The 23,536-nt window shown below is 67.1% G+C and carries 21 protein-coding genes and 1 tRNA gene; 9 read left to right on the top strand and 13 right to left on the bottom strand.

Annotated elements, in window-relative coordinates; genetic code table 11:
• Positions 1-13 precede the first annotated feature (13 nt).
• A complete protein-coding gene (locus tag INR38_RS11170; RefSeq protein ID WP_063327185.1) occupies positions 14-733 on the bottom strand; it encodes an enoyl-CoA hydratase/isomerase family protein in 720 nt (239 codons plus the stop codon).
• Positions 730-1,896, bottom strand: a complete 1,167-nt coding sequence (locus tag INR38_RS11165) for a CoA transferase (protein ID WP_207443384.1) — start codon at positions 1,894-1,896, stop codon at positions 730-732. Before INR38_RS11165 ends, INR38_RS11170 begins: the two co-directional genes overlap by 4 nt.
• 221 nt (positions 1,897-2,117) lie before the next feature.
• On the opposite strand from INR38_RS11165, the gene INR38_RS11160 reads away from it, so the two are divergent.
• The 3 genes from INR38_RS11160 (at position 2,118) to INR38_RS11150 (ending at position 5,509) form a co-directional block, all read left to right on the top strand.
• Complete coding sequence (locus INR38_RS11160) at positions 2,118-3,083, top strand: tripartite tricarboxylate transporter substrate binding protein (protein WP_207443385.1); 966 nt, start codon at positions 2,118-2,120, stop codon at positions 3,081-3,083.
• Positions 2,989-4,641, top strand: a complete 1,653-nt coding sequence (locus INR38_RS11155) for an FAD/NAD(P)-binding protein (RefSeq protein WP_347566756.1) — start codon at positions 2,989-2,991, stop codon at positions 4,639-4,641. The genes INR38_RS11160 and INR38_RS11155 overlap by 95 nt, the downstream gene beginning before the upstream one ends.
• 97 nt (positions 4,642-4,738) lie before the next feature.
• Entirely contained in the window at positions 4,739-5,509 is a 771-nt protein-coding gene (locus INR38_RS11150; protein WP_065347416.1) for an IclR family transcriptional regulator, read from the top strand.
• A 116-nt stretch (positions 5,510-5,625) separates the two neighbouring features.
• Here the strand turns inward: INR38_RS11150 and INR38_RS11145 are convergent, their stop codons facing one another.
• The 4 genes from INR38_RS11145 to INR38_RS11130 all read right to left on the bottom strand — a co-directional run bounded on the left by INR38_RS11145 (position 5,626) and on the right by INR38_RS11130 (position 9,240).
• Positions 5,626-6,510, bottom strand: a complete 885-nt coding sequence (locus INR38_RS11145) for an SMI1/KNR4 family protein (RefSeq protein ID WP_207443399.1) — start codon at positions 6,508-6,510, stop codon at positions 5,626-5,628.
• A complete protein-coding gene (locus INR38_RS11140) occupies positions 6,507-7,049 on the bottom strand; it encodes a CbrC family protein (protein ID WP_207443387.1) in 543 nt (180 codons plus the stop codon). The genes INR38_RS11145 and INR38_RS11140 overlap by 4 nt, the downstream gene beginning before the upstream one ends.
• A 160-nt stretch (positions 7,050-7,209) precedes the next feature.
• Complete coding sequence (gene ychF / locus INR38_RS11135) at positions 7,210-8,304, bottom strand: redox-regulated ATPase YchF (protein ID WP_012203464.1); 1,095 nt, start codon at positions 8,302-8,304, stop codon at positions 7,210-7,212.
• Positions 8,305-8,373: 69 nt separating this feature from the next.
• Complete coding sequence (locus INR38_RS11130) at positions 8,374-9,240, bottom strand: MOSC N-terminal beta barrel domain-containing protein (protein ID WP_207443388.1); 867 nt, start codon at positions 9,238-9,240, stop codon at positions 8,374-8,376.
• Between the two features lie 174 nt (positions 9,241-9,414).
• Between INR38_RS11130 and INR38_RS11125 the strand changes: the two genes are divergently transcribed.
• The 5 genes from INR38_RS11125 (at position 9,415) to INR38_RS11105 (ending at position 14,540) form a co-directional block, all read left to right on the top strand.
• A complete protein-coding gene (locus INR38_RS11125; protein ID WP_207443389.1) occupies positions 9,415-10,560 on the top strand; it encodes an FAD-dependent monooxygenase in 1,146 nt (381 codons plus the stop codon).
• Positions 10,561-10,706: 146 nt separating this feature from the next.
• Entirely contained in the window at positions 10,707-11,423 is a 717-nt protein-coding gene (locus tag INR38_RS11120; RefSeq protein WP_034390564.1) for a DsbC family protein, read from the top strand.
• A gap of 131 nt (positions 11,424-11,554) precedes the next feature.
• Positions 11,555-13,480 (top strand): M61 family metallopeptidase, encoded by a 1,926-nt coding sequence (locus INR38_RS11115; RefSeq protein WP_207443390.1) that lies wholly within the window; start codon positions 11,555-11,557, stop codon positions 13,478-13,480.
• 74 nt (positions 13,481-13,554) lie between these two features.
• Positions 13,555-14,334 carry an enoyl-CoA hydratase gene (locus INR38_RS11110; protein ID WP_012203459.1) on the top strand — a complete coding sequence of 260 codons (780 nt, stop codon included), beginning with the start codon at positions 13,555-13,557 and terminating at the stop codon, positions 14,332-14,334.
• 129 nt (positions 14,335-14,463) lie between these two features.
• Positions 14,464-14,540, top strand: a tRNA-Met gene (locus INR38_RS11105).
• Between the two features lie 94 nt (positions 14,541-14,634).
• On the opposite strand, the gene INR38_RS11100 is transcribed toward INR38_RS11105, so the two are convergent.
• From INR38_RS11100 to INR38_RS11085, 4 genes are all read right to left on the bottom strand, one after another.
• Complete coding sequence (locus INR38_RS11100) at positions 14,635-15,837, bottom strand: DUF1513 domain-containing protein (protein WP_207443391.1); 1,203 nt, start codon at positions 15,835-15,837, stop codon at positions 14,635-14,637.
• Positions 15,821-16,897 (bottom strand): imelysin family protein, encoded by a 1,077-nt coding sequence (locus tag INR38_RS11095; protein WP_207443392.1) that lies wholly within the window; start codon positions 16,895-16,897, stop codon positions 15,821-15,823. The genes INR38_RS11100 and INR38_RS11095 overlap by 17 nt, the downstream gene beginning before the upstream one ends.
• Positions 16,897-18,420 carry a di-heme oxidoredictase family protein gene (locus INR38_RS11090; RefSeq protein WP_207443393.1) on the bottom strand — a complete coding sequence of 508 codons (1,524 nt, stop codon included), beginning with the start codon at positions 18,418-18,420 and terminating at the stop codon, positions 16,897-16,899. Before INR38_RS11090 ends, INR38_RS11095 begins: the two co-directional genes overlap by 1 nt.
• A gap of 104 nt (positions 18,421-18,524) precedes the next feature.
• Positions 18,525-19,721 carry an imelysin family protein gene (locus tag INR38_RS11085; protein WP_013804069.1) on the bottom strand — a complete coding sequence of 399 codons (1,197 nt, stop codon included), beginning with the start codon at positions 19,719-19,721 and terminating at the stop codon, positions 18,525-18,527.
• Between the two features lie 700 nt (positions 19,722-20,421).
• Between INR38_RS11085 and INR38_RS11080 the strand changes: the two genes are divergently transcribed.
• Complete coding sequence (locus tag INR38_RS11080) at positions 20,422-21,606, top strand: MFS transporter (protein ID WP_170962147.1); 1,185 nt, start codon at positions 20,422-20,424, stop codon at positions 21,604-21,606.
• Positions 21,607-21,700: 94 nt separating this feature from the next.
• Here INR38_RS11080 and INR38_RS11075 read toward each other — a convergent pair whose 3' ends face one another.
• From INR38_RS11075 to INR38_RS11065, 3 genes are all read right to left on the bottom strand, one after another.
• On the bottom strand, positions 21,701-22,111 hold the full coding sequence (locus INR38_RS11075) for a hypothetical protein (RefSeq protein WP_123693103.1): 411 nt from the start codon (positions 22,109-22,111) through the stop codon (positions 21,701-21,703).
• A gap of 104 nt (positions 22,112-22,215) precedes the next feature.
• Complete coding sequence (locus INR38_RS11070) at positions 22,216-22,491, bottom strand: hypothetical protein (RefSeq protein WP_012203452.1); 276 nt, start codon at positions 22,489-22,491, stop codon at positions 22,216-22,218.
• A gap of 216 nt (positions 22,492-22,707) precedes the next feature.
• Entirely contained in the window at positions 22,708-23,535 is an 828-nt protein-coding gene (locus tag INR38_RS11065; protein ID WP_099734613.1) for a TOBE domain-containing protein, read from the bottom strand.
• Between the last annotated feature and the right edge of the window lies 1 nt (position 23,536).

Genomic DNA, 23,536 nt, shown 5'->3' with positions numbered 1-23,536 from the left:
GAAAATTGCTCCACTACTGGCCCAGATACTTGCGCAGCCGGTCTTTCAACCCTGGCCGCGCGGCGGAACGCACCAGATGCGCCAGGTCGGCATCCGCCTGTACCGTATCGAGCGCGCGATACAGCGAGGCCCGGGCCTCGTCCTCGAGTTCAACGACCAGCGCTTCGCATTCCTGCACCACGCCCGGCCAATCCTCCTGGGCCAGGACCTGCTGGACGAATCCCATCTGCACGGCCTCGTCCGTGGAAAACGGCCGGCTTGCGCCGAGGATGTCCAAGGCCTTCTGCGTTCCCACCAGGTCGGCGAAGCGCCGGGTTCCGAGCACCAGGCCGAACTTCAGGCCGGGCATGCGGAACATGCCCTGTGCGCTGGCAATACGCCGGCGGCATGCGGCGAACAGGTCGACGCCAGCCCCGTACACCTTGCCATGCGCCAGGGCGACGGTGTATGCCGGCGACGTTGCAAGCGCCTGAAGCAGCTGTTCGATGCGGATGAAGCGCAGGACGAGATCGCCTTCGCTCTGTGCCTCCAGGTCGGACAGATCGAAGCCGGCGCACAGGCTCTTTCCAGCGCCGCGCAGGACCAGCAGGCGAGCCCCCTGGGCATGGGCATGCCGTACCCCCTCCAGCAGTGCGTCGACCAGCTCCGCGTTGAGGGCATTGAGCTTGTCGGGGCGGTTGAGGGTGAAAGTCCAGCGGTGGCCGCTGACCTGGATATCCAGGACGCCGCTCATACCGTCTCCTTTGCGCCATCGCGCAGCGGACCCAGCACCTGCTCGTTGTGCTCGCCCAGCGAAGGCGGCCGCAGCCGCACCGCCAGCGTGCGGTCATCGAAGCGGACGGGCGAGACAAAGGTCCTGGTCTTCACGCCGTTGGGCAGCTCCAGCGGTTGCACCCACTGCATGTGCTCGACCTGCGGGTCGGCGAGCACCTCCGAGTACCGATTGATGGGCGCGCAGGGCACCCCCGCGTCGCGAAAGCGCTGCAGCCAGGTCGCCGTGTCGGCTCGCACGAACTCCTCTTCGAGGATCTCCAGCAGAGCATCCTGGTGCTGGGCACGCAGCGTCGGCGTCAGGAAACGGGCATCATCCAGCAGCGCCATCTTGCCGACCACTTCGCAGACCGAACGCCACAGCGCGTTGTTGCCGGCGGCCATGCCGAAGTAGCCATCGGACGAGCGAAAGACGCGGTACGGCGCGTTGCGGGGATGGGCCGAGCCCAGCGCGCGCGGGTCACGCCCGCTGCCGAAGTACTCCGATGTCTGTAGCGCCGCGATACCCAGCGTGGCGCCCAGCATTGGCACATCCAGATGTACACCCTGTCCGCTGGCCTGCGCCGCACGCAATGCCGCCGCAATGGAGAAAGCGGCATACAGGCCCGCGGAGAAATCGGCCAGCGGCACGCCGCACTTCACGGGAGCGCTGCCCTCCTCCCCGGTGATGCTCATGATGCCGCTCATGGCCTGGACGGTGAGATCGAACCCGCCTTCCCCGGACCGCGGCCCCGACTGTCCGTAGGCCGAGATGGAGCAGTAGACCAGGCGCCGGTTCAGGGCCTGCAGGTCCTTGTAGCCCAGCCCCAGGCGGTCCATGACACCGGGGCGATTGTTCTCGATGAGCACATCGGCACCCCGGACCAGCTCGCGCAGCAGTTGCACATCGCCGGCCTCCTTGAGGTTGAGGGTGACCGACTTCTTGTTGCGATTGAGCGAGGCGAAGTTCTCGCTGTAACCGTCACTGATGGGTGGCCAGCTGCGCAGGGTGTCACCGCCTTGCGGGTTCTCCACCTTGATCAGCTCGGCCCCCAGGTCCGCCAGGAGCATTCCACAAAAAGGCCCAGCCGCCACGTTGCAGATCTCGATCACTTTGATGCCGTCCAGCGGCAGTTGATGGCTCATGTTGTCTCCAAAAACGAGGGGCGTGGTCGGCGTGGTCGGCGTGTGCGGTTGGCTGGGGTTATCGCCAAGGTGTTGCCGCGTTGACAAATCCTACCAGCGGCGCCCATGATGTCAACAAATTATGAGACATCAATCCTAATTTTTGGGAATAAACAAAGAAATGAATTCAAGCCGACAGCGATCAGAAACCCATCGACCACAAGGGCAAAAGGAGACAAAAGATGATTCACAGACGCCAAATCCTGGCAGGCATCGCAGGCATGGCCTGCTCGGGGCCGTTGCTCGCACAGCAATGGCCGGCAAAGCCCGTGCGCGTCGTCACGCCCTACCCGCCCGGCGGCGCGACCGACATCACGGCACGCGTCTATGCGCAGTACCTGGGTCAATGGCTGGGCCAGCCCTTCGTCATCGAAAACCGGGCAGGCGCCGGAGGCGAAATCGGCGCCACGGCCGTGGCCAACAGCGCCGGCGACGGCTACAGCCTGTTGTTCGGAGCGATTGGCAGCCTGGCCATCCACGCGGTCATCCCCGCGCAAAAGCCTCCCTACGACCTGATGACGGCATTGACCGGCGTCTCCATGGGCAGCTCGGTGCCTCTGGCCATCGCGGTGCGCAGCGACCTGCCCGCCCATTCCGTGGCCGAGCTGGTCAAGCTCGGCAAGGCCGGCGGCAAAGGCCTGACCTATGGTTCCGCGGGCAATGGTTCCACCCAGCACATGACGGGGGAGTACTTCCAGCAGGCGGCCGGCATGAAGCTGGTGCACATCCCCTACAAGGGAAGCGCGCCCGCTGTCGCCGATCTGCTGGGTGGCCAGATCGACCTGGTCTTCGAGACGCTGCCGGCACTGGCCTCGCAGATCGGCAGTGGCAAGCTGCGCATCCTGGCCGTGACCAGCGCCAGGCGCAGCGACATGCTGCCCGACGTGCCCACGCTCAAGGAATCGGGCTTCCCGGATTTCGAAGTCACGACCTACTACGGGCTGCTCGCGCCCAAGGCCACACCACCGGCCATCGTGGCCCAGCTCTCGAAGGCCATGCAGGAGATCGCAAAGATGCGCGAAGTACGCCAGACGCTGCAAAAGCAGGGCGCCGATGCCTACGCAAGCAGTCCCGAACACACCACCCGGCTCATCGAGGCCGAGCTGGCCAAGTGGGGCCAGGTTCAAAAGACTGCCCAGGTGCAGTGAACGCAACGGCACCCTCATGCAAAGCATGCGAATTGCCGTCGTGGGAGGCGGCTCCGTGGCCACATCCTTCCTGTTCCATCTGGTGCGTGCGCGAGTGCAGGCACAAAGCGCCCTCCCTCGGCTGCAGGTGCTGGTCTTCGAGCCGGCCCCTGCCGTCGGCCGTGGAGCGGCCTATGCCGACGACGCACCCACCAATCTTCTGAACGTCACGGCCGGCAGCATGTCCGTCGCCGAAGATGACCGGCAACACTTTCTGCGCTGGCTCCACCGCCAGGCAATCACCCATTTCCAGGGCGAGCAGATCACGCACGACTCGTTTCTGCCGCGCCCGCTTTTCGGCCGCTATCTGGAAGATGTCTACCGCGAAACCTGTGCCACGGGGGCTACGTTGGGCGTAGACATCCGCCACGTCCGGGAGGCCGTGCACGATGTCAGGGCAGACCCACCGGCCGGCTACCGGCTCGTGACACAGCAGGCAGAGCACATCGCGCAACGGGTGATCCTCGCCATCGGCAACCTGAGCTCGGCCGCGTTCGAGGACCTGCGCGGCCACGCCGGCTACTTCGACAGCCCGTACCCGGTCCGGGCACTGGCCTGTGGCATCCCCCGCGATGCGACGGTATGCGTGCTGGGCACGAGCCTGAGCGCCATCGACGCCGTGGTGGCGCTTGCCGAAGCCGGCCACACGGGGCCGATGTACTGCATGTCCCGCAACGGCAGGCTTCCGTCGGTCAGGGGCCTGAAGAACCAGCCCGTCACACTGAGTCCGCGCCTTGTGGCCACCCTTGCCGAAGGGGTCGCCCAAGGCCGCCGCCTGACACTGCGAGAGGCAATGGGTCTGCTCGCAGACGAACTGGCGCACCAGGGCATAGCGTTCGACGAACTCCTGGACCTGCAGGCTGCACCGCCCCCAGCCACGAACTACCTGCAAGAGGAAATCACGCTGTCCTCATCGCGTCCACGGCAATGGCAGTCGCTGGGCAATGCGCTCAACGCCGTCGTGGACGCCATCTGGCAGCAGCTCGACGACGCCGGGCGCGAGCGCTTCGACGCCACGCTGCGCAGCATCTGGATGGCTCGCCGCGTGACCTTCCCCATCGAGAATGCACGCAGGCTGCAGGCACTGCTTCGTGCGGGGCGCCTGCAGGTGATGCCGGGCCTGCAGTCTGTAGCCCCGGTCCCCGGCCAGCACCACCGGTTCCGCATTCAGGCCCGGGACAGGGCCGAGCTGCAAGCGGACGTGGTCATCAATGCCACGAGCTTTTCCGCGGACGCCAGGCACTCGGACCTGCCATTGCTGCGCAACCTGCTGGACCGGGGCGAGGCCTGCCCTCACCGCTTCGGCGGCTTGTGCGTGGATTTCGCGACCGGAAATCTGATGCGGTCCGACGGCAGCATCAATGCGGACATCAGCGTGCTGGGCACCATGGCGGCAGGAACCTACTTCTGGACCAACTCCATGGATGTCAACGCACGGCTCGCACGGGGAGTGGCCGGCCGACTGGTCCAGGAGTTGTGCGCATCGGAAACTCGGGCCGAGCGAACCTGCCCCATCTGATCCCCGAGCACCGCGCGAGCGGGCTCGCAAAGATGCTGTCCGGGCCGTGAGCGACGCCATGCGTGCTAAGCTCATCCCAACATTTGGGATTCATTGCATGGACAAAACGCTACTCAAGGGCCTGGCAGTGCTGGAGGCCATTGCCGAGATGCAGGGCGAGGCACGCGTCATCGACGACGTGGCGGCCCGCGTGGGCCTCACCCGAAGCAATGCGCACAGGACACTGCAGACCCTCATCCACGCCGGATACGTGGAGCGCGACCCGGCAGGCGGGGGCTTTCGCAGCACGACCAAGATGTATGCACTGGGCGTGCGCCAGCTGGGACAGCTCGACCTGCGCAAGATCGCCCCCTCTTTCATGGCGGTACTGGCCGAGGAAAGCGCGGAGACGGTCCATCTGTCGGTGCTTGAAGGGCAGGATGTCATCTACGTGGACAAGATAGACAGCGTCCAGCCCATACGCGCCTACTCGATGATCGGTGGCCGCGCTCCCGCCTATGCCGTGGCCACGGGCAAGGCCCTGCTGGCGGCGCAGCCCGCGCAGTACCTTGACCGGCTACCTGACCCTTTGCCGAGGTTCACGCCAAACACGATCGTGAGCAAGGAGCTTCTGAAGGCCGAATGCGCCAAGGCGCTTCGCGTCGGATATGCGGTCAATCGCGGGGAATGGCGCGAAGGCGTTGGCGGCCTGGCCGCAGCCGTTTACGACGCCTTCGAGCGTCCCGTGGCCGCCATCGGCATTTCGGGACCGCTGGACCGCCTGAGCGTGGCCCGCATGAAGGAGATGGCGCCGCGCGTCATCGACGCCGCCGCGCAACTCTCGAAGGCCCTGGGGTACACGCGCGGGTATTTCGGCGAATCGGTCTGAACGGACTCATAGATCCACTGACCCGTGGCCTGGAGGCCTGGCCGTTTGATCATCCCTGCATCCCAGTTCACGCTCGAGGTCGGGGCGGTCGGTTGGCGGGGTGGGTTTGCCCGCGTTCAGGCATGGCGGTCCAAGCTTCCGATGTACTGGTCCACCATGGCCTTGGCCTGTCCCAGGCTGCAGCCATGCTCGCTCTGACAGGCCCTGATGGCCGCCATCTTCTGCAGGGGGTCGGCGGCAAGGGTGCGCCAGTCGATCTTTGCGGGCTCTGGCGCAGGGCCGTGCCGCGCGTCTCCCTCCTCCACCGAACGCACTTCCCAGCGCGCCACGACGGGAAAGGAAAGGTCCACGGCAGGCAGCCGGTCCAGTTCGGCCGCCAGTTCATCCTGTGAAATCAATGAAGCCACCTGGCGAACACGCGCCCGGGGCCCATCGCGCCAAGGCCTGATCTCCAAGGGACGCCGGCAGAAATCCTGCAGATAGTCACCCAACTCCTGCGTCATGAAGCGCGTGGTCTGTGCGACATCGGCCCGCAACAATTGCAAAGCCTCCGGCTGCGAGAAGTCATCCAGTTGATCGCTCAGGTCCGCAAAGGCCTGCAGAAATCCCGCACAGACAAAGTCATCGAAGCAGGCGTGCGAAAGACTGCTGGCCTCGTCATCGTGCAACACCAGCGCCACGCCCACGCCATGCGTGTCCAGCGGCGTCAGGCACCAGGCATCGCCGGCGCCCGACTGGGCGAATGGCAGAAAGCTCCGGCCGTTCTGTGCGCCAGGATGAAGCCAGCCCTCGATGATTTCCCGGCTGGCTTCGGCATCTATCCATTCGAAGTCCTGCCAACTCATGAACAAGGGCGGGTCCTGCAGGCAGCGCTGGCGCCAGGTATCCGCCCAATCCGGACCGTAGACCGTCTTTCCCGATGCCAGGAGGTCGCTCAACAGCGGCGGCAGCGCAATGCCGGTCTGGATGGAGAGATTGGCGTAGGTGGTCATTGGATTCATCCCACGTCCATATGCAGCCGATGCCGGCCGCAATGCACGCATCGGAAAAGGCAGCCGGAAATCATGCCGTCCGTGGACATGCGCTCCAGCATCCACTGCGCATCGTTCCTGTAGCTGCCTTCGATGTCGGGCAGGACTTCAGCGAGGAAAGGCTCGACGGCCTGCCTGTCGGCGTGACCCAGGAAGACACAGGGTGCGTTGCAGTGCGTGAGCCACACAGGCTGCTGCCAGGCCCTGTAGCCGGGCGTGCGCTGCGCTATTTCCAGCAGCAGTTCCCTGGCGATGGTGGGCTCGGGGTCGGCCGGATCAGGAGACACGCCTTCGATATCGGTATATCCCACAAGTTCGCCGTCGTATGTCTCGCAAGCCTGCCCGCTGGCAATGCACCAGGGACACAGGTAGTCGGGGCTTTGCTGGCTGTAGAACGGGCCTTCGTACTTGAGGCTGCGCCTCTTTCCGCAGCATGAGCACACACCGTCCTCTTGCTCGAAGACAGTTTCATAGGCGCCGGGGTGGAATCTGAAATGCGGGCGTTCCATTGCACGGACTCTCTTTCCCGATTGATTGGAAAGGCGCCATTGTCCATGGCAGCTCAGCGCGTGGGAATGAACGTTTCTGGCAAGAAAAAACCGCGCAAAGCGCGGTTTTTCCGAGAAGCGCGAGAGCTGCTTTAGCAGCCCCGCTGCAGCATGTGCCGCCTCAGACGTTGAACAGGAAGTTCATCACATCGCCATCCTTGACGACATATTCCTTGCCTTCGGCGCGCATCTTGCCCGCGTCCTTGGCGCCTTGCTCGCCCTTGAAGGCGATGAAGTCGTCAAAGGCGATGGTCTGGGCACGGATGAAGCCGCGCTCGAAGTCGCCGTGGATGACGCCTGCGGCCTGGGGGGCGGTGTCGCCGACCTTGATGGTCCAGGCGCGCACTTCCTTGACGCCGGCCGTGAAGTAGGTCTGCAGGCCCAGCAGGCCGAAGCCGGCGCGGATCAGGCGGTTCAGGCCGGGTTCTTCCAGGCCCAGTTCCTGCAGGAACATGTCGCGGTCCTCGTCGCTCATCTCGGCCATTTCAGCCTCGATCTTGGCGCAGATGGCCACGACGGGAGCGCCTTGTGCCTCGGCATAGGCCTTGAGGCTGTCGAGCAGCGGGTTGTTCTCGAAGCCGTCTTCGCTGACGTTGCCCACGAACATGGCGGGCTTGGCGGTGATCAGGCAGAACTGCTTGAGCAGGGGCGCATCTTCCTTGGAGACGGGCACCGTGCGTGCGGGCTTGCCCTGGTCCAGGGCAGCCTGGATGGGGGTCAGCAGCGCCACCACCTTGGCGGCTTCCTTGTCGTTGCCCGACTTGGCGGCCTTGCTGTAGCGGTTCAGCGCCTTCTCGACGGTGGCCAGGTCGGCCAGGCACAGCTCGGTCTGGATGACCTCGATGTCGGCGATGGGGTCCACCTTGTTGGCCACGTGGATGACGTTCGGGTCTTCGAAGCAGCGCACCACGTTGACGATGGCGTCGGTCTCGCGGATGTGGGCCAGGAACTGGTTGCCCAGGCCTTCACCCTTGGAGGCACCGGCCACCAGGCCCGCGATGTCCACGAATTCGACGATGGCCGGCACGATGCGCTCGGGCGTGATGATGTCGGCCAGCTTCTGCAGGCGCGGATCGGGCACTTCCACCACGCCGGTGTTCGGCTCGATGGTGCAGAAGGGATAGTTCTCGGCGGCGATGCCGGCCTTCGTCAGCGCGTTGAAGAGAGTGGACTTGCCCACATTGGGCAGGCCCACGATGCCGCATTTGAGGCTCATGGCAGGGCTTTCTACAGGGATTCTGGGGACAAACCCCGTATTTTAGTCAACCGGGCATTTCCTGTCGTTTCAGGCGAACTGCCAGTCGCCGGCCACGGACTGGCCAACGACCAGTTCGGCCCCGTCGTGCAGGCCTTCCAGCACGGCATTCATGCCGAAGGTGATGGCGCCATCGACACGGTCGTCCTGGCGGTAGGTACGGATGGCGTCACCCACGGCGGTGCCCTGCACGGCCGTGACGGGGTCGATGTCGGGAATGGGGCAGCGTGTGCAGGGCTTGGCCATGCGCAGCCGCAGGCCCTGGGCATCGAGCACGTCGAGCCCGTCGACCCGGTCCTCGTCATGGGCTTCGAGGCCTTCGATCACGATGTTGGGGCGAAAGCGCCGTGCGTCCACCGCGGCGTGGCCGGCTGCCTGCAGGCGCTGGTTGAGTTCTTCGATGGCGGCCTGGCTCAGTACCAGCAGCGGATAGCCGTCCGCGAAGTGCACAGGTGCGGCCTCGCCCCCGGTCCAGCGCTCGCTGGTGCGGCGCGGCGCTGCCGGGTCGAAGCGCACCAGGGCGCAGTCCGTGCCCAGGGCCTGCGTCAGCCAGCGGGCGGCCTCGGGGCCCATGTCCCAGGCCTGCACCCAGTCCGACCAGACGCGCGCCCGGCGCTCCGGCCCCGTGGCCTGCAGCGCGATGCGCAGCGGCGGCTGCTGGGGAAAGTGCAGCACCAGGTGCCCGGCCTCCAGCTCGGGGCGTATCCAGGCCATGCGCGGATGGTCGCGCTGGGTCAGGAATTCGCCCTGCGCATCGACCACCATCCAGTGGCGGTCCCAGGCCAGGCCGGTGGCGCCGACGCCGCTGCTTTGCAGCGCGATGCCCGCGCAGGATTTGACGGGATATACCCACAACTGGGCAATGCGACCCTGCACGTCTCTTTCTTGGTCAAACATCGGATAGCTCTTTGTGGGAAATCTGGAGTGTGTATGCCATCCATGGTGCGAATGGCGCCATGCGATGGGCGGCAATATGCCAGATGGCGACGCAGGCTGCGGCAGGTCATGCCAAAGCCGGAGTTTGCGCCAGTTGGAATCCCCGGCATGGCCCGGACTCCTACAATGCCGGCCATGGCGCAAACCTTTGATGTATGTATACGCGGGGCCGGCATTGCAGGCCGGACCCTGGCTCTCCTGCTGGCCCGGGAACGGCTGCGCGTGGCCCTGGTGGTGGCCGCGCCGACCGGCAACGCGCCCGATGTGCGCGCCTACGCGCTCAATGCCAGCGCACGCGGCCTGCTGGACAGCCTGCGTTGCTGGCCCGATGACCAGCACGCCACGCCCGTGACGCAAATGGAAGTCTTTGGCGACCTGGACGGCCATGTGCTGTTCGACGCCGCCAGCCAGGATGTCGAGGCCCTGACCTGGATCGTCGATGTGCCCGCGCTGGAGCAGCGCCTGGCCGAGGCCGTGCGCTACCAGCCCATGGTCGAGGTGGTGGACCAGCCGGTGGCCGCGCCGCTGACGGCCATCTGCGAGGGCCGCGCCAGCCGCACGCGCAGCGAGTTCGGCGTGGACTTCGCCGTCACGCCCTATGCACAGCACGCCATCGCCACCCGGCTGCACTGCGAGCTGCCGCACGGACAGGTGGCGCGACAGTGGTTCACGCCCGAAGGCATCCTGGCCCTGCTGCCGTTGGACGGCCCGCAAGGCCACAGCGTGGCCGTGGTCTGGTCCATCGCCCGCGAGCTGGCCGACGGCTGGCTGGCCGCCGACACACAGGATTTCACCTCGCGGCTGGAAGCCATCAGCCAGGGCGCGCTGGGGCGGCTGGAGCTGAGCGCACCGCGCATGGCCTGGCCGCTGCAGCAGGCCGTGGCCGACCACTGGTGCGGCTCCATGCCCGACGGCGATGCACGCTCGGCCCGCAGCTGGGTGCTGGTGGGCGATGCCGCCCACAACGTGCATCCGCTGGCAGGCCAGGGCCTGAACCTGGGCCTGGGCGATGTGCAGGCGCTGGCACGCGTGCTGCAGGAGCGCGGCTACTGGCGCAGCACCGGCGATCTGCGCCTGCTGCGCCGCTATGAACGCGAGCGCAAGGCCGCGCTGGCGCCCATGGGCCTGGCCATGGACGGGCTGCAGCAGCTGTTCAGCCGCTCCGAGGTTCCGGTGCAGATGCTGCGCAACTGGGGTATGAAGGGCTTCGAGCGCTTCGGCCCGCTCAAGGACTGGATGGCGCGCCAGGCCATGGGCCTGGACCCGCGCAGCGGCGCCTGAGCCTGGAGCCAAGCCGATCCCGTGCCGTTGAACCCTTTGCCGTTTTGCGACTCGTACCCCTGCTCCGTGGCGCCCCGCGCCGCGCAATCCCCCTCAACCACGGCGCGGCCGGCCTGAACGCGGCCCCGCCCACCCACCGCATTGCCATGAAACTCTTCGCCTGCCTGCTGACGGCCGCCAGCCTGACCTGGAGCCTCGGTGTCCATGCCCAGGACGCCAACCTGCGCAAGACGCTGACCGAGCGCATTCCCCAGCTGGAAAAGATCGATGAAATCCGCCCCACGCCCATGTCCGGCCTCTTCGAGGTGCGCATCGGCACGGACCTGTTCTATACGGACGCCAAGGGCAACTACCTGATCCAGGGCGAGCTGATCGACACCAAGGCGCGCCGCAATCTCACCGAAGACCGCATGAACCAGCTGACGGCGGTGGACTTCAAGCAGCTGCCGCTCAAGGACGCCGTGACCATCGTCCACGGCAAGGGCGAGCGCAAGATGGCCGTGTTCGAAGACCCCAACTGCGGCTACTGCAAGCGCTTCGAGCGCGACCTGCAGACCGTGGACAACGTCACCATCTACCTGTTCCTGTACCCCATCCTGAGCCCCGACTCGGCCGAGAAGTCGCGCAACATCTGGTGCGCCAAGGACCAGGCCGGTGCATGGGCCGACCACATGCTGCGCGACAAGGTGCCGGCCGCCGCCCAGTGCGACACCTCGGCCGTGCAGCGCAACCTGGCCTTTGGGCGCAAGTACAAGATCACGGGAACGCCCACCGTCATCTTCACCAACAACACCCGCGTGCCTGGCGCCATCAGCGCCCAGGAAGTCGAGAAGAACCTGGCCGCAGCCGCAGCCGCGCGCTGACCGCCACCGGGCGGGCCCGGCGCCATGGACGCCGGGCCCGCCCACCTGATCCCCCCTTGGCCGGAGCTTCCCGGCTCCAGCCCGCCGCAGCGGGCCCGGGCAGCCTCCAGGCCACACCTGCAGGAGCCCGAATGACCTCTCCCCTCGCCGCCACCGCCGCTGCCACTGCCGCAGCGGACATCCACTACCGCGTGCAGGCCCTTGATGTGGACGCGCACCTGTTCAGCGTGCAACTGCACATCGCCCGCCCGGCCGCTGGCCAGACCCTGTCGCTGCCGGTCTGGATTCCCGGCAGCTATCTGGTGCGGGAATTCTCCAAGAACCTCCAGGGCCTGTCTGCCGAGCAGGACGGCCGCCCCATCGCGCTGGCCCAGCAGGGCAAGAACCTCTGGCAGGCCGATTGCGCAGCCGGCGTGCCGCTGGTGCTCCACTACCAGTTCTGCGCCTATGACAGCTCGGTCCGCACGGCCTGGCTGGACCGCCGCCGCGGCTTTTTCAACGGCACCAGCCTGTGCCTGCGCGTGCACGGCCAGGAAGACACGCCGCACACGCTGCAACTGCTTGCGTCGGACGCCACGGCATCGTGGCAGGTGGCGACCGGCCTGGACGCCATGGACACCGATGCGCGCGGCTGGGGCCTGTACCGCGCCGCCCACTACGACGAATTGGTGGACTGCCCCGTGGAGATGGGCAGCTTCTGGCGTGGCGACTTCGTGGCCGCGGGCGTGCCGCACAGCTTCGTCGTGGCGGGCGCCGCGCCCAGCTTCGACGGCGCGCGCCTGATTGCCGATGCACGCAAGATCTGCGAGACCGTGCTGGCCTTCTGGCACGGTACGGGCGAGCAGGCCACGCCCGCACCCATGCAGCGCTACGTGTTCATGCTCAACGTGGTGGACGACGGCTACGGTGGTCTTGAGCATCGCAACTCCACGGCCCTGATCTGCGGCCGGCGCGACCTGCCGCGCGTGGGCGAGCGCAAGGCCGCCGAGGGCTACACCACCTTGCTCGGCCTGATCAGCCACGAGTACTTCCACACCTGGAACGTCAAGCGCCTGCGCCCGGCCGAATTCGCGCGCTACGACTACGGGCAGGAGAACTACACCGAGCTGCTGTGGTTCTTCGAAGGGTTCACCAGCTACTACGACGACCTGCTGCTGCGCCGCGCCGGCCTGATCGACAACGCCCAGTACCTCAAGCTCGTCACGCGCACCATCAACCAGGTGCTGCAGACGCCGGGCCGACACCTGCAGTCCGTGGCCCAGGCCAGCTATGACGCCTGGGTCAAGTACTACCGCCAGGACGAGAACACGCCCAACCAGACCGTCAGCTACTACACCAAGGGCTGCCTGGTCGCACTGGCCCTGGACCTGCAACTGCGCCGCGAAGGCCGCAGCACGCTGGACGACGTGATGCGCGCGCTGTGGCAGCGCTGCCAGGGCGGCCCCATGCGCGAGGCCGACGTGCTGGCCGTGCTGCAGGACCTGGGCAGGCGCAGCTTCGCGCCCGAGATCACGCAATGGGTGCACGGCACCGACGACCTGCCGCTGGCCGAGCTGCTGGCCGCGCACGGCGTGCAGGCCAAGGCCGAACCGGCGCAGACTGCCCAGCGCCTGGGCCTGCGCGTGCAGGAAAGCCAGGGCATCACCATCAAGACCGTGCTGCGCTGCAGCATGGCCGAGCGCGCAGGCTTCATGGCGGGCGACGAATGGCTGGCCATCGAGCTGCCCACCGGCGCCGAGGATTCACAGCCCGCGCGCTGGCGCATCACCCGGCTGGACGACGTGGCGCTTTATGCAGGCACGGCCCTGGACATCGTCGCCTGGGTGGCCCGCGACCGGCAGATCCTGGCCTTGACCCTGCCCTGGGGCTCGGGCCTGCTGTCCGAGGCCGCCGCCATGGTGGAGAAAACGGACAACGGCGATGCAAAAGCTGCCACATCCGGCACCCTGGCGGCGCCCGCCCCCAGCAATCTCGGACTGGAAATCACGGACGAGGAGACCGCTGGACGCTGGCTGGCCGGGTACACCGGCACTGCGCAGGCGCCTGCCACGCCCTGAACGGCGCATGCCGTCCCGCGCCGCCGGCCGGTTATTCTTGAGGATCACGACGACAACCCCAGCAGGAGACTCCCTTGGCCTACGAAATGATTGAAGTTCGCGTCGAAGCCGACAAGGTCGGCATCATCACGCTCAACCGCCCCAAGCAGCTCAACGCGCTCAACGACCAGCTCATGGACGAGCTGGGCCAGGCCCTGCAGGCCTTCGATGCCGATGAGGCCATCGGCTGCATGATCATCACCGGCAGCGAGAAAGCCTTTGCGGCTGGCGCCGACATCGGCGCCATGGCCAAGTACAGCTTTGCCGACGCCTACAAGGGCGACTACATCACGCGCAACTGGGAAGCCATCCGCTCCATCCGCAAGCCCGTGATCGCCGCCGTCAGCGGCTTTGCCCTCGGCGGCGGCTGCGAGCTGGCCATGATGTGCGACTTCATCATCGCCGCCGACAACGCGAAGTTCGGCCAGCCGGAAATCAAGCTGGGCGTGATCCCCGGCGCCGGCGGCACGCAGCGCCTGCCGCGCGCCGTGGGCAAGTCCAAGGCCATGGACATGGCCCTCACGGCCCGCATGATGGACGCTACCGAAGCCGAGCGCGCCGGCCTGGTCAGCCGTGTCGTGCCCTTCGACAAGCTCATGGACGAGGCGCTGGGCGCCGCCATCATCATCAGCGGCTTCTCGCAGATTGCCGTCATGGCGGCCAAGGAATCGGTGAACCGCGCCTTCGAGGGCTCGCTGGCCGACGGCGTCATGTTCGAGCGCCGCCTGTTCCACGCGCTGTTCGCCACCCAGGACCAGAAGGAAGGCATGGACGCCTTCGTCAACAAGCGTCCCGCCAGCTTCAAGCATCTCTGAGCGGGCTGAAAGTCGCGCTACAATGCGCGTCTTCCGGCAAGGCGCAGCAAGCCTCTCGCAAAGAAATTTCGAGAAATTTGCACAACTTGCCGGACGGGCCGAAAATTTTGCATATAATTTAGGTCTTACGGCGCTTTAGCTCAGTCGGTTAGAGCGATGGAATCATAATCCACAGGTCCGCGGTTCGAATCCGTGAAGCGCCACCAAACAAAGAAAAGGGTCTACGTGCAAACGTAGACCCTTTTTCCGTTGGCGCTGCACTCCGCCAGAGCGCGCCGCTTGCGGCGCCGCCTCCGGCTGCTAGCTGCCGCGCTCCAACCCGATCCAGTGGTTGTCCAGCGCCATTCCAGGCACCGGCACCGTGCGCAGCACCTGGCCGCGCTGGCGCAATTGGGCCTGGCGTGCGCCGCCCATCCACAGCGCGGGCTCGGCAGGCAGGGGCCGGCCCTTGGCATCCAGCGAGACACTTGCATTGGCCACGCAGTACACGCCCGGCATGGCATCGCCGCGCAGCCAGCGGCCACTGGCCTGGCCGCTGTCGGGCACCTGCCACCAGGTGACGGTGTTCACGCGCGGGCAGCTGACGGCAAAGAGCTGGCCGTCGCAACCGATGTCGCCGCCATAGCCGGCCAGGGGCTCGCGCCCTTCGGGCAGGGGCACGGCATGCAAACGGTGGCCATCGAACAGGGCCAGCACGGGCGCGGCGGCGCGCGCTTCGGTGTCGCGGTGCTCGGCCTGCAGCGCAATGCCCAGCCAGCGGCGCGCGGGCGCGTGGGCGACCTGCGGGCCCCAGGCCAGGTGGCGCAGGCTCAGGCGGCTGTCGTCCAGCTTCCACAGGCCGGCACGGGCGCCGCCTTCGGCCGGCAGCAGCCGTGCGATGGACGAATCCATGTGGTCCAGCTGCAGCTTGCGCCGGCCGGTTTCGGACTGCGTGGGAATGCCGCCGTTGGCGACCATCAGCGTGCCGTCGGCGTCCAGCAGCAACTGGTGCGGGTCCATGCCGCCCGTGCGCCATTCGGCGATCTTCTCCAAGGTGATGGCATCGCGCACGCCGATCAGGCCCTGGGCATCTTCCAGGTCGGTCTCGGTGGTGTAGAGATGGCGGCCATCGGCGCTTTCGATGACATGGCCGTTGAAGAAGCGGTCGGGCTCGATCCACTGCCACTGCGCATCCTCGGCGGCCTGCCCCGGCTTCAGGCGCACCAGCCAGTCACCGGGGCGGCGGCTGGCGAAGACCACGGAGCCGTCGCGCAGCGCGGCCATGCCATGGGCGCGCGTGGGCACATCCAGGGCCTGCAGCACCTGCAGCGGCCTGTCCACTTGCGCACTGGCCTGCACGATGCCGACACGCATCTGGTCACCCTGCATCCAGGCCGCAGCCAGCGACCGTGCCAGCCCGGAGGGCCTGGCCGCATGGGAGGTTGCCAGCGGCATGGCAGCCAGCAGCCCCATGCCCTGCAGCCAGCGGCGGCGATTCAGCGCCTGCTCAATCCCCGTCGGCATCCGAGAACCCGATGTTGACTTCCAGCGCAGGCGCCACCTCGCCTTCCATGAGGCGCTTGAGGCGCGACAGCGGCTTGGTCGCGGCATCGACGGCCTTGGCGGTCGGCTCGGTCAGGGCGCGCATGCCGGCATCGGCCTCGTTGACGGCCTTGAGCCAGCGGTCGGCCAGCGGGTTGAGGCCACGGCCGCGCAGGTAGGACTCGATGGGCACGATGTCCACGCCGGGCTGGGGCACCTTGCGGTCCACGCTCACGGCCAGCGTGCGCAGGCCCTGCCAGTGCGCGCGCCAGATCTCAACGGTGCTGCCGCTGGCCAGGTGCTCCCAGGCGGGGGGCTTGCTGCCTGCACTGCGCAAAGGCTTTTCCATGTCCGCCCAGCGCAGGCGCTCCAGGCCGCCCACCCACTGGTTGATGAACTCGGCCATGGCTTCGGTGGTGGCATCGCCGTCCTCGGACCAATCCTGGGCCGCGAGCTTGGCAAAGCCGTTGCTGAGGATGCCCATCTCGGCGCCGATTTCCTCGGCCACCAGGGTGGCATAGGCGCAGGCCGGCGTCTGCGGCTCCACGGGCTGGGTCCACAGCAGGTTCTCGAGCGCCGGGTATCCCTTGGCGGGTGCGCCGATGCGCTCCATGGCAGCCAGATCGGCGGGGGCCGACTGTATGGCCTTCTTGAGCAGGGCCGGGCGCATGGGGCGAAAGTCCACCAGACGTGCCGAGCGGCGCTCCACCAGCGGCCCCAGGGCCACGGCCGAGAGGCTGCTCCACTGCCGCGACGATTGCACATAGGCCTGGCGCGCCGTCTGCAGCGTGGCGGCAGCCGATCCCGCAGGTGCCGTGCAGTGCGCGCGCAGCGCCTGGTTCAGCGCCTGGGCGGATGCCTGCGCGGCCTTGGCCTGGGGCGAGAACCATTGGCCGTACAGCCCCTGCACGGCGTGGGCCGTGTTGTAGAAGGGAATGGCCATGTTGGCATCCACTTCCTGGGCATGGACAGGGGCGGCGGCCAGCAGCGCCAGCGCGGCGGCACAAAGGATTTGGCGAGGGGTCATGCGCATGTCTTGCATCAGAGGGACTCCACAAATTTGACCAGGGCTTCACGGTCTTCGGCGCTGAACTGGCGCACCTGTTCGCGCGCGGCTTCGGCCTCGCCGCCGTGCCAGAGGATGGCTTCGAGCACGCCGCGCGCACGGCCGTCGTGCAGCAGGCGCTGGTGGTTGTTGACATCGGGCAGCAGGCCTATGCCCCACAGCGGCGGCGTGCGCCACTGGCGGCCTGAGGCCTTGAAGTCGGGCCGGCCATCGGCCAGCGCATCGCCCATGTCGTGCAGCAGCAGGTCGGTGTAGGGCGCAATGGTCTGGCCCGACAACCCCTTGCTGCTGAGTGCCGGCGACAGCGCGGGGAACAGCTCCCCGCCGGTCTTGTACGAGGGCCGGTGGCACTGCGCGCACTGGGCCTGGTGGAACAGTGCCTCGCCACGGCGCACGGCCGGGTCGCTGGCGTTGCGCCGTGCAGGCGGCGCCAGCGTGGCCTGGTAGAAGATCACGTCGTCCAGCACGCGGTCCTCGATCTCCACGCCCTCGGCGCCGTTGCCGTCGGGCGCGGCCAGGCAGTCCTTTTGTGCGGGCGTGCAGGTCTGGTGCGGGAAACGCTTCGATGTGATGCCGATATCGCCCAGGAAGGCCGAAGCCGTCTGGTGGGCAATGGAGGCCACGTTGGCCTTCCAGCCGAAGCGGCCCAGCATCATGCGTTCGCCGTAGGCATCCCAGACATAGTTGGGCTGGCCCTTGATGGGGCCGCCCAGGGCCGCCTGGGCGGCAGCGTTGGCCAGGATCTCGGACTCCGGGATGTGCTCCAGCAGGCCCAGGCCGATGACCTGGGGCGCAATGCGCGGGCTGGTCATCAGGTTGGCAGCCAGGGGGCCGTAGTTGAGCGCAGCCAGCTCGTAGACCGGCTTTTCCAGCGTGTAGGCCGTGCCGTCGGCAAAGCGGCCATGCACCAGTTCATAGCGGATGCGCAGCTGGCCCTCGCCCTTGACGCCCAGCACGCCCTCGGTGTTGAACTGGTCGCCATAGACCGGGTCCGGCACCGGGCTGCCGTGCGGGCCTTCGCCCGGAATGGACAGCCGCATGAGCAGGCCCGCGAAGGGCTGGGGCTTGAGCGGGTTGTGGAAGTCGGGCGGCTGGGCACGGCCGTCCTGCACATGGCAGCCGCCGCAGGAGCGCGCCAGGAAGTGCGGGCCCAGGCCATCGCGCGCCGTGGTGGAGGCCGGCGCCTGCACCCAGTTGCGCTTGAAGAAGGAGTTGCCGATGACGAAGCGCGTGCGCTCTGCATCCTCCAGGTTGGCGGCGGGCAGCGAGAAGGCGTTGCGGCCCGTGGCGTGGACCGTGGTCTGGCCGCCAGGGGGCAGGGGCTCGCCGGGTGCCGCGAACAAAAGAGCTGGATCGGGAGCTGGATCGGGAGCTGGATCGGGAGCAGGCTGCGGTGCTGGCGCGCGCGCTGGAGCGGCAGCCACCGTGTCCTGCTGTTGGGCCGAGCAGCCCATCAGGACCAGGGAGGCAGCGACCAGCAGCGAGGGGGAGAGATTCATGGGTGGGGACGTCCCTGGAAAAGCCAGGGCCGCCGAACCCTTTCGGGGGCGGCGGCCTTGGCACATGGGCGCAGGAATGGATGGACGCTGGCGTGGATGTTCTTTTAGTTGGCCTTGGGGTCCACCAGGTTGAGCTGGGTGATGCCGACGGCATTGGCCGCCTCCACCAGATCCTTGCTCTGCTGGACCAGGCTGTCGATGGTGGCCTGGATCTTGGCGCGCGAGGCCGAGTCGCGTGCGCCCTGGATGGCCTGGTCGAACGGCGCGGGAATGGCCTGGGCCGCCTGCACCGACTGCGTGATCTGGCGCGTGGTCCTGTCGGCCAGCGCGCTGTCCTTGGAGGCCACCCAGTCCTTGATGCCCGGGCCTTGCAGCTCGCTGCCATCCAGGCGCTTGTAGCTGCCCTGCCAGACGTTGAGGATGCCCTGGGCATTGGTCACCGCATCGCGGTGCGTGTTGTCCGAGAAGCAGGAGTGCTCGTCTTCCTGGTCGCGGCTGGCCAGGGCCACTTCCAGGCGCTCGCCGGCCAGCTCGCCGCGCGACAGCGAACCCAGGCCCACGAAGATGCGGCGCAGCGCATCGTCGGGCTTTTTCTCGAACTGGGCGCGGAAGTTCTTGGGCGAGCCGGGCTTCCACTGGTCGGCCACGGACTGCAGGTCTTCGATCAGCAGCGCGGTCACCACCTTCAGGTACTCGCGGCGGCGGTCGGCATTGGACTTCTTGCCATCGACAAAGTCGGTGTACGGACGCGCGCCCGGCCCCTTGTCGTTCAGGTCCTGGCCCCAGAGCATGAACTCGATGGCGTGCCAGCCGGTGGAAACGTTCTCCTCGCCGTCATGCTCGTTGAGCTCGGCCAGGCGCTTCTTGGTGATGGCTTCCTTGCGGTTGTTGATGATGCCGGCGTTGGGGTTGCCTTCCACATAGTCCACATAGGACTCGTCCATGGGCCAGGCGTTGATCTGGCCTTCGGGGCCTTCATCGTTGTCGATGGGACCGGCGTAGAAGCGGAAGGCCTCGGTCTGACCGTAGTACTCCCGGGCATCCAGCCAGGCCTTGCGTGCCTGGTTCAGGCCCTGCTCGCTGGGCGCCGCCAGAAAGGCCGCAATGGCTTTCTGCATGGTCTTGGCGGAGCTGATGGAGTCCGAGTAATTGGCGTGCACCAGGGTGCCGTAATGCTTGACCACCTCCGCAACGGAGAGGCTCTTCTTCACGGGCTGTTGAACGGTGCCGGCGGCTGCGGCCTGGCTCATCGGGGCGGCCGCGCCCAGGGCCAGGGCGGCTGCAATCAGGATGGGATGCATGGCAGAAAGGATCGGAGGTTGGAGAACTCGGAATGCCAAACTGTAATGAGAATTGTTTTTATTGGCAAAACCTGCGAGATATCGCCGCACTGCACCGCAAGGTCATAGACGGACCCGGGCAGTAATGGGGCGCGCCAGCGGCGCAATGGCCGCAGCGGGCGCCAGCCTAGCACGAGCCCCCTTGGCGCCCCGGCCAAAGACCCAGCGCCCTGGCATAAGCCCCGCAGCTTGCCTTGGCTGGCGACTTGCCTTACCATTGCGCCCGCTCGCATGGGCCGCCCTCTCCTCGCAGGGCCTGCCCACTGCCTCAAAGCCCTGATCGCCCAGCCGATTTCAGGGCTTTCGCTTTTTGCAGAAGCGGTCTTTTGGCGCTGCACCTTGCGCTCTGTCTTTGCGCGCAGCCCCTGCCATGCTCCGGCATGCCGGCCGCCCAGCTTGTTTTCCCACCAGGATTTCCCGTGCCCATCGCCACTCCAGGATGCCGCACACGCGCAGCGTGCCCGCACGCCGGCCCAGCCGGCGGCGCAGGCGTTTTGCGTGGTGCCGCACCCCAGCGAGAGCGCGCGCCGTCCTGGCTTTCAAGGATTTTCACGTGACCACCACTTCCTCCGGGGCGCTCGCAGCCAATGCTGCCGGCGCCAGCACAGACACGCATGTCGGCACACATGCCACCCAGGTCAATGGCTACAGCTGGAAGGCCCTGGCCGGCTCGGCCGTGGGCTATGCCATGGACGGCTTCGACCTGCTGATCCTGGGCTTCATGCTGTCGGCCATTTCGGCCGACCTGCACCTCACGCCGGGCCAGGCCGGTTCGCTGGTGACCTGGACGCTGATCGGTGCCGTGTTCGGCGGCATCTTCTTCGGCCTGCTCAGCGACCGCTACGGGCGCATCCGCGTGCTGACCTGGACCATCATGCTGTTCGCAGTCTTCACGGGCCTGTGCGCCTTCGCCCAGGGCTACTGGGATCTGCTGGCCTACCGCACGATTGCGGGCATCGGCCTGGGCGGCGAGTTCGGCATCGGCATGGCACTGGCCGCCGAGGCCTGGCCCGCACGCCACCGCGCCCGCGTCTCGTCCTACGTGGCCTTGGGCTGGCAAATGGGCGTGCTGGGTGCGGCGCTGCTGACGCCACTGCTGCTGCCCCTCATCGGCTGGCGCGGCATGTTCCTGGTGGGCGTGATACCGGCCGTGGTGGCCTGGGTGATCCGCAACAAGCTGCACGAGCCCGAAGTCTTCGTGAAGCGCCAGCAGTCCGCCACGCCCTCGGCCCGCGTGCCGGTGCTGCAAAGCCTGAAGCTGCTGGTGAAGGACCGCGCCACGACCAAGGTCAGCCTGGGCGTGATCGTGCTGACCTCGGTCCAGAACTTCGGCTACTACGGCATCATGATCTGGATGCCCAGCTTCCTGTCCAAGCAACTGGGCTTCAGCCTGACCAAGTCCTCGATATGGACTGCCGTGACCGTGGTGGGAATGATGGTCGGCATCTGGGTCTTCGGCCAGCTGGCCGACCGCATCGGCCGCAAGCCCAGCTTCCTGATCTTCCAACTGGGCTCGGTCATCATGGTCGTGCTCTATTCGCAGCTGTCCGACCCCACGGCCATGCTCTGGGCGGGGGCCCTCATGGGCCTGTTCGTCAACGGCATGATGGGCGGCTACGGCGCCGTGATGAGCGAGGCCTACCCCACCGAGGCGCGCGCCACCGCGCAGAACGTGCTGTTCAACATCGGCCGCGCCGTGGGCGGACTGGGCCCGGTGGTGATCGGTGCGCTGGCCATGAGCTATTCGTTCCAGGTGGCCATCGCCCTGCTGGCGGCCATCTATGTGCTGGACATGCTGGCCACGGCCTTCCTGATCCCCGAACTCAAGGGACGCGAGCTGTCCTGAGCGGCTCAGATCCTCCGGCTCAGAACGATGCCCCACAATGCAAAGAGCTGCCGATGGCAGCTCTTTTTTTGTCCGGCAACCGGCGTGCCCAGGCTCAACCGCCTTCGCTGCACTCCAGGTTTTCGATGCGGTCTGCCGCCTCGCGGATGTCTTCCTGGAACATCTGGTCTCCCAGCATCACGGAGACCTGGCCCTCAAAGCCGCGCAGCTTGATCAGCGCGGCCTCGTAGCCGCCGCTGCCCATGCGCTTGAGGCCGCACAGCGCATAGAGCTTGGCCACGGGAGATCGACGCGGATCGTCGATCACCGACAGCAGGACGGCATTGGCCTCGGGCCGCCTGAGCATGGCCTCCAGGTGCCGCTCCGCAGGCGAGATCTCGCCCGCGAACCCGACCAGCCCCAGGTTGAACTGCGAGGCATCCAGAGGAGCCGGGTCCAGCGGACGGGACATGGCCGGGGTGGACAGGAGCAGGCAGATCAGGGCGGCGGACAGGGTGGTCTTCATGGCAGGGGCAAGGCCGTGGATGGCCTGGTGAGGCAGTCGAAAAGGATCTTCGATGCAAAGCGTGGCGGCAGGTTCCCCGACCACCTTCACCACCTTCACCGTCGTCATCCGCCAAACAGCCACCCTGCGGCCAGCGTGCCGGCATAAAACAGCAGCAGGGTCACAGGCACCAGATGCCAGCCCCAGACCCGGAACCACCAGTGATTGAACCAGGTCACCAGCGCACCGATGACGGCGCAGATGGCTAGCGCATCCAGCCGCTGCCGAAAACTGTCAGCAACACCTTCGGACGCGAAGAAGATGAACGCCGCGATGAAGGAACACAGCAGGGCGGTGTAGACCGCCACTTTCTCTTGTCTGCGCAATTTCAGGATGCTCATGGAGGGCCAGGGAGGTTTCGATGATTCGGTCGCCAGAAAAGCCCGCGCCGCCAGAGCGCGCAGGTTTCACAGCGGCGCAATTCTTCGTATACCGCCCTGAATGCGCCATCAGACCCGTCCGAATCTGCAGCCACTGCTGCGCATGCGCAACGCGCTGCTGCTCCTTCAACACTTCATCCGCCCACCCGCTCCACCCGCTCCACCCGCTCCATCCGCTCAATCAGCCACGGCCAGCACCACGGCGGACTCCGGCACCGTCAGCCAGACCTTGCGCCCTGCGCGCAAGGTCCAGGACTCGCCCTCTGCCGGCTCGGCCGCGTAACCCACGCCGCTACCGCCCCAGGGCAGTTGTGCCACCACTTCACGCGGCCCCGCCCTGTCGGCCCGGGCCACGCGCTGCACCTGGGCGGGCCAGGCATTGGCCTGGGCATGCACATCGGAGCGTGGCGCCGAAGGCAGCACCTGCACGGCTGCGGCCTTGCACAGCGCCATCAGGGGCAGGCCCGGCGCCAGGCCCAGCAACTGGGCGCTTTCTTCGGTGATGCGTGCGGCAATGCCTGATGCATCCCCGCCGCCGTCGGGCAGCAGCCAGACGCGGACCTGGGCGCCCTGCGCCTGCAGGGCACCAACCCGGCAAGGCCACAGATTGCGCATGCTGGTGCGCAGGCCCAGCCCCAGCCCGGGAGCCGCCGAAGAAACGCCGGCGGGCCCGCCAAAGCGCTGCAGCACCTGCGCGCGCGCCTGCTCCAGCGCATCGGCCATGGCCAGCAGGGACTGCCCGGCCTCGGTGATGCGCGCGCCACCACCGCCGGCGCCGCCCACCGAGCGCTCCACCAGGGCACGGCCCGCCAGATTGGTCAGCACATCCAGCGCCTGCCAGGCCGCCTTGTAGCTGACACCCGCCTCGCGCGCGGCCTGGGAAATCGAATGCCCTGCCGCGATATGCCGCAGGATGGCGATGCGCCGGTCGGCCAGGTCATGGCCCAGCGCGGGCACCAGGTCTGAGGGAGAAGCGGGGGTTGCGGCAGTCATGCGCAGCATCATG

This window comes from Delftia sp. SD018, assembly GCF_017355445.1.
In the GTDB taxonomy this organism is placed as follows: Bacteria; Pseudomonadota; Gammaproteobacteria; order Burkholderiales; family Burkholderiaceae_C; genus Comamonas; species Comamonas acidovorans.
Note: the sequence above shows the minus strand (reverse complement) of the source record. Positions and strands in the feature narration are given on the sequence as shown.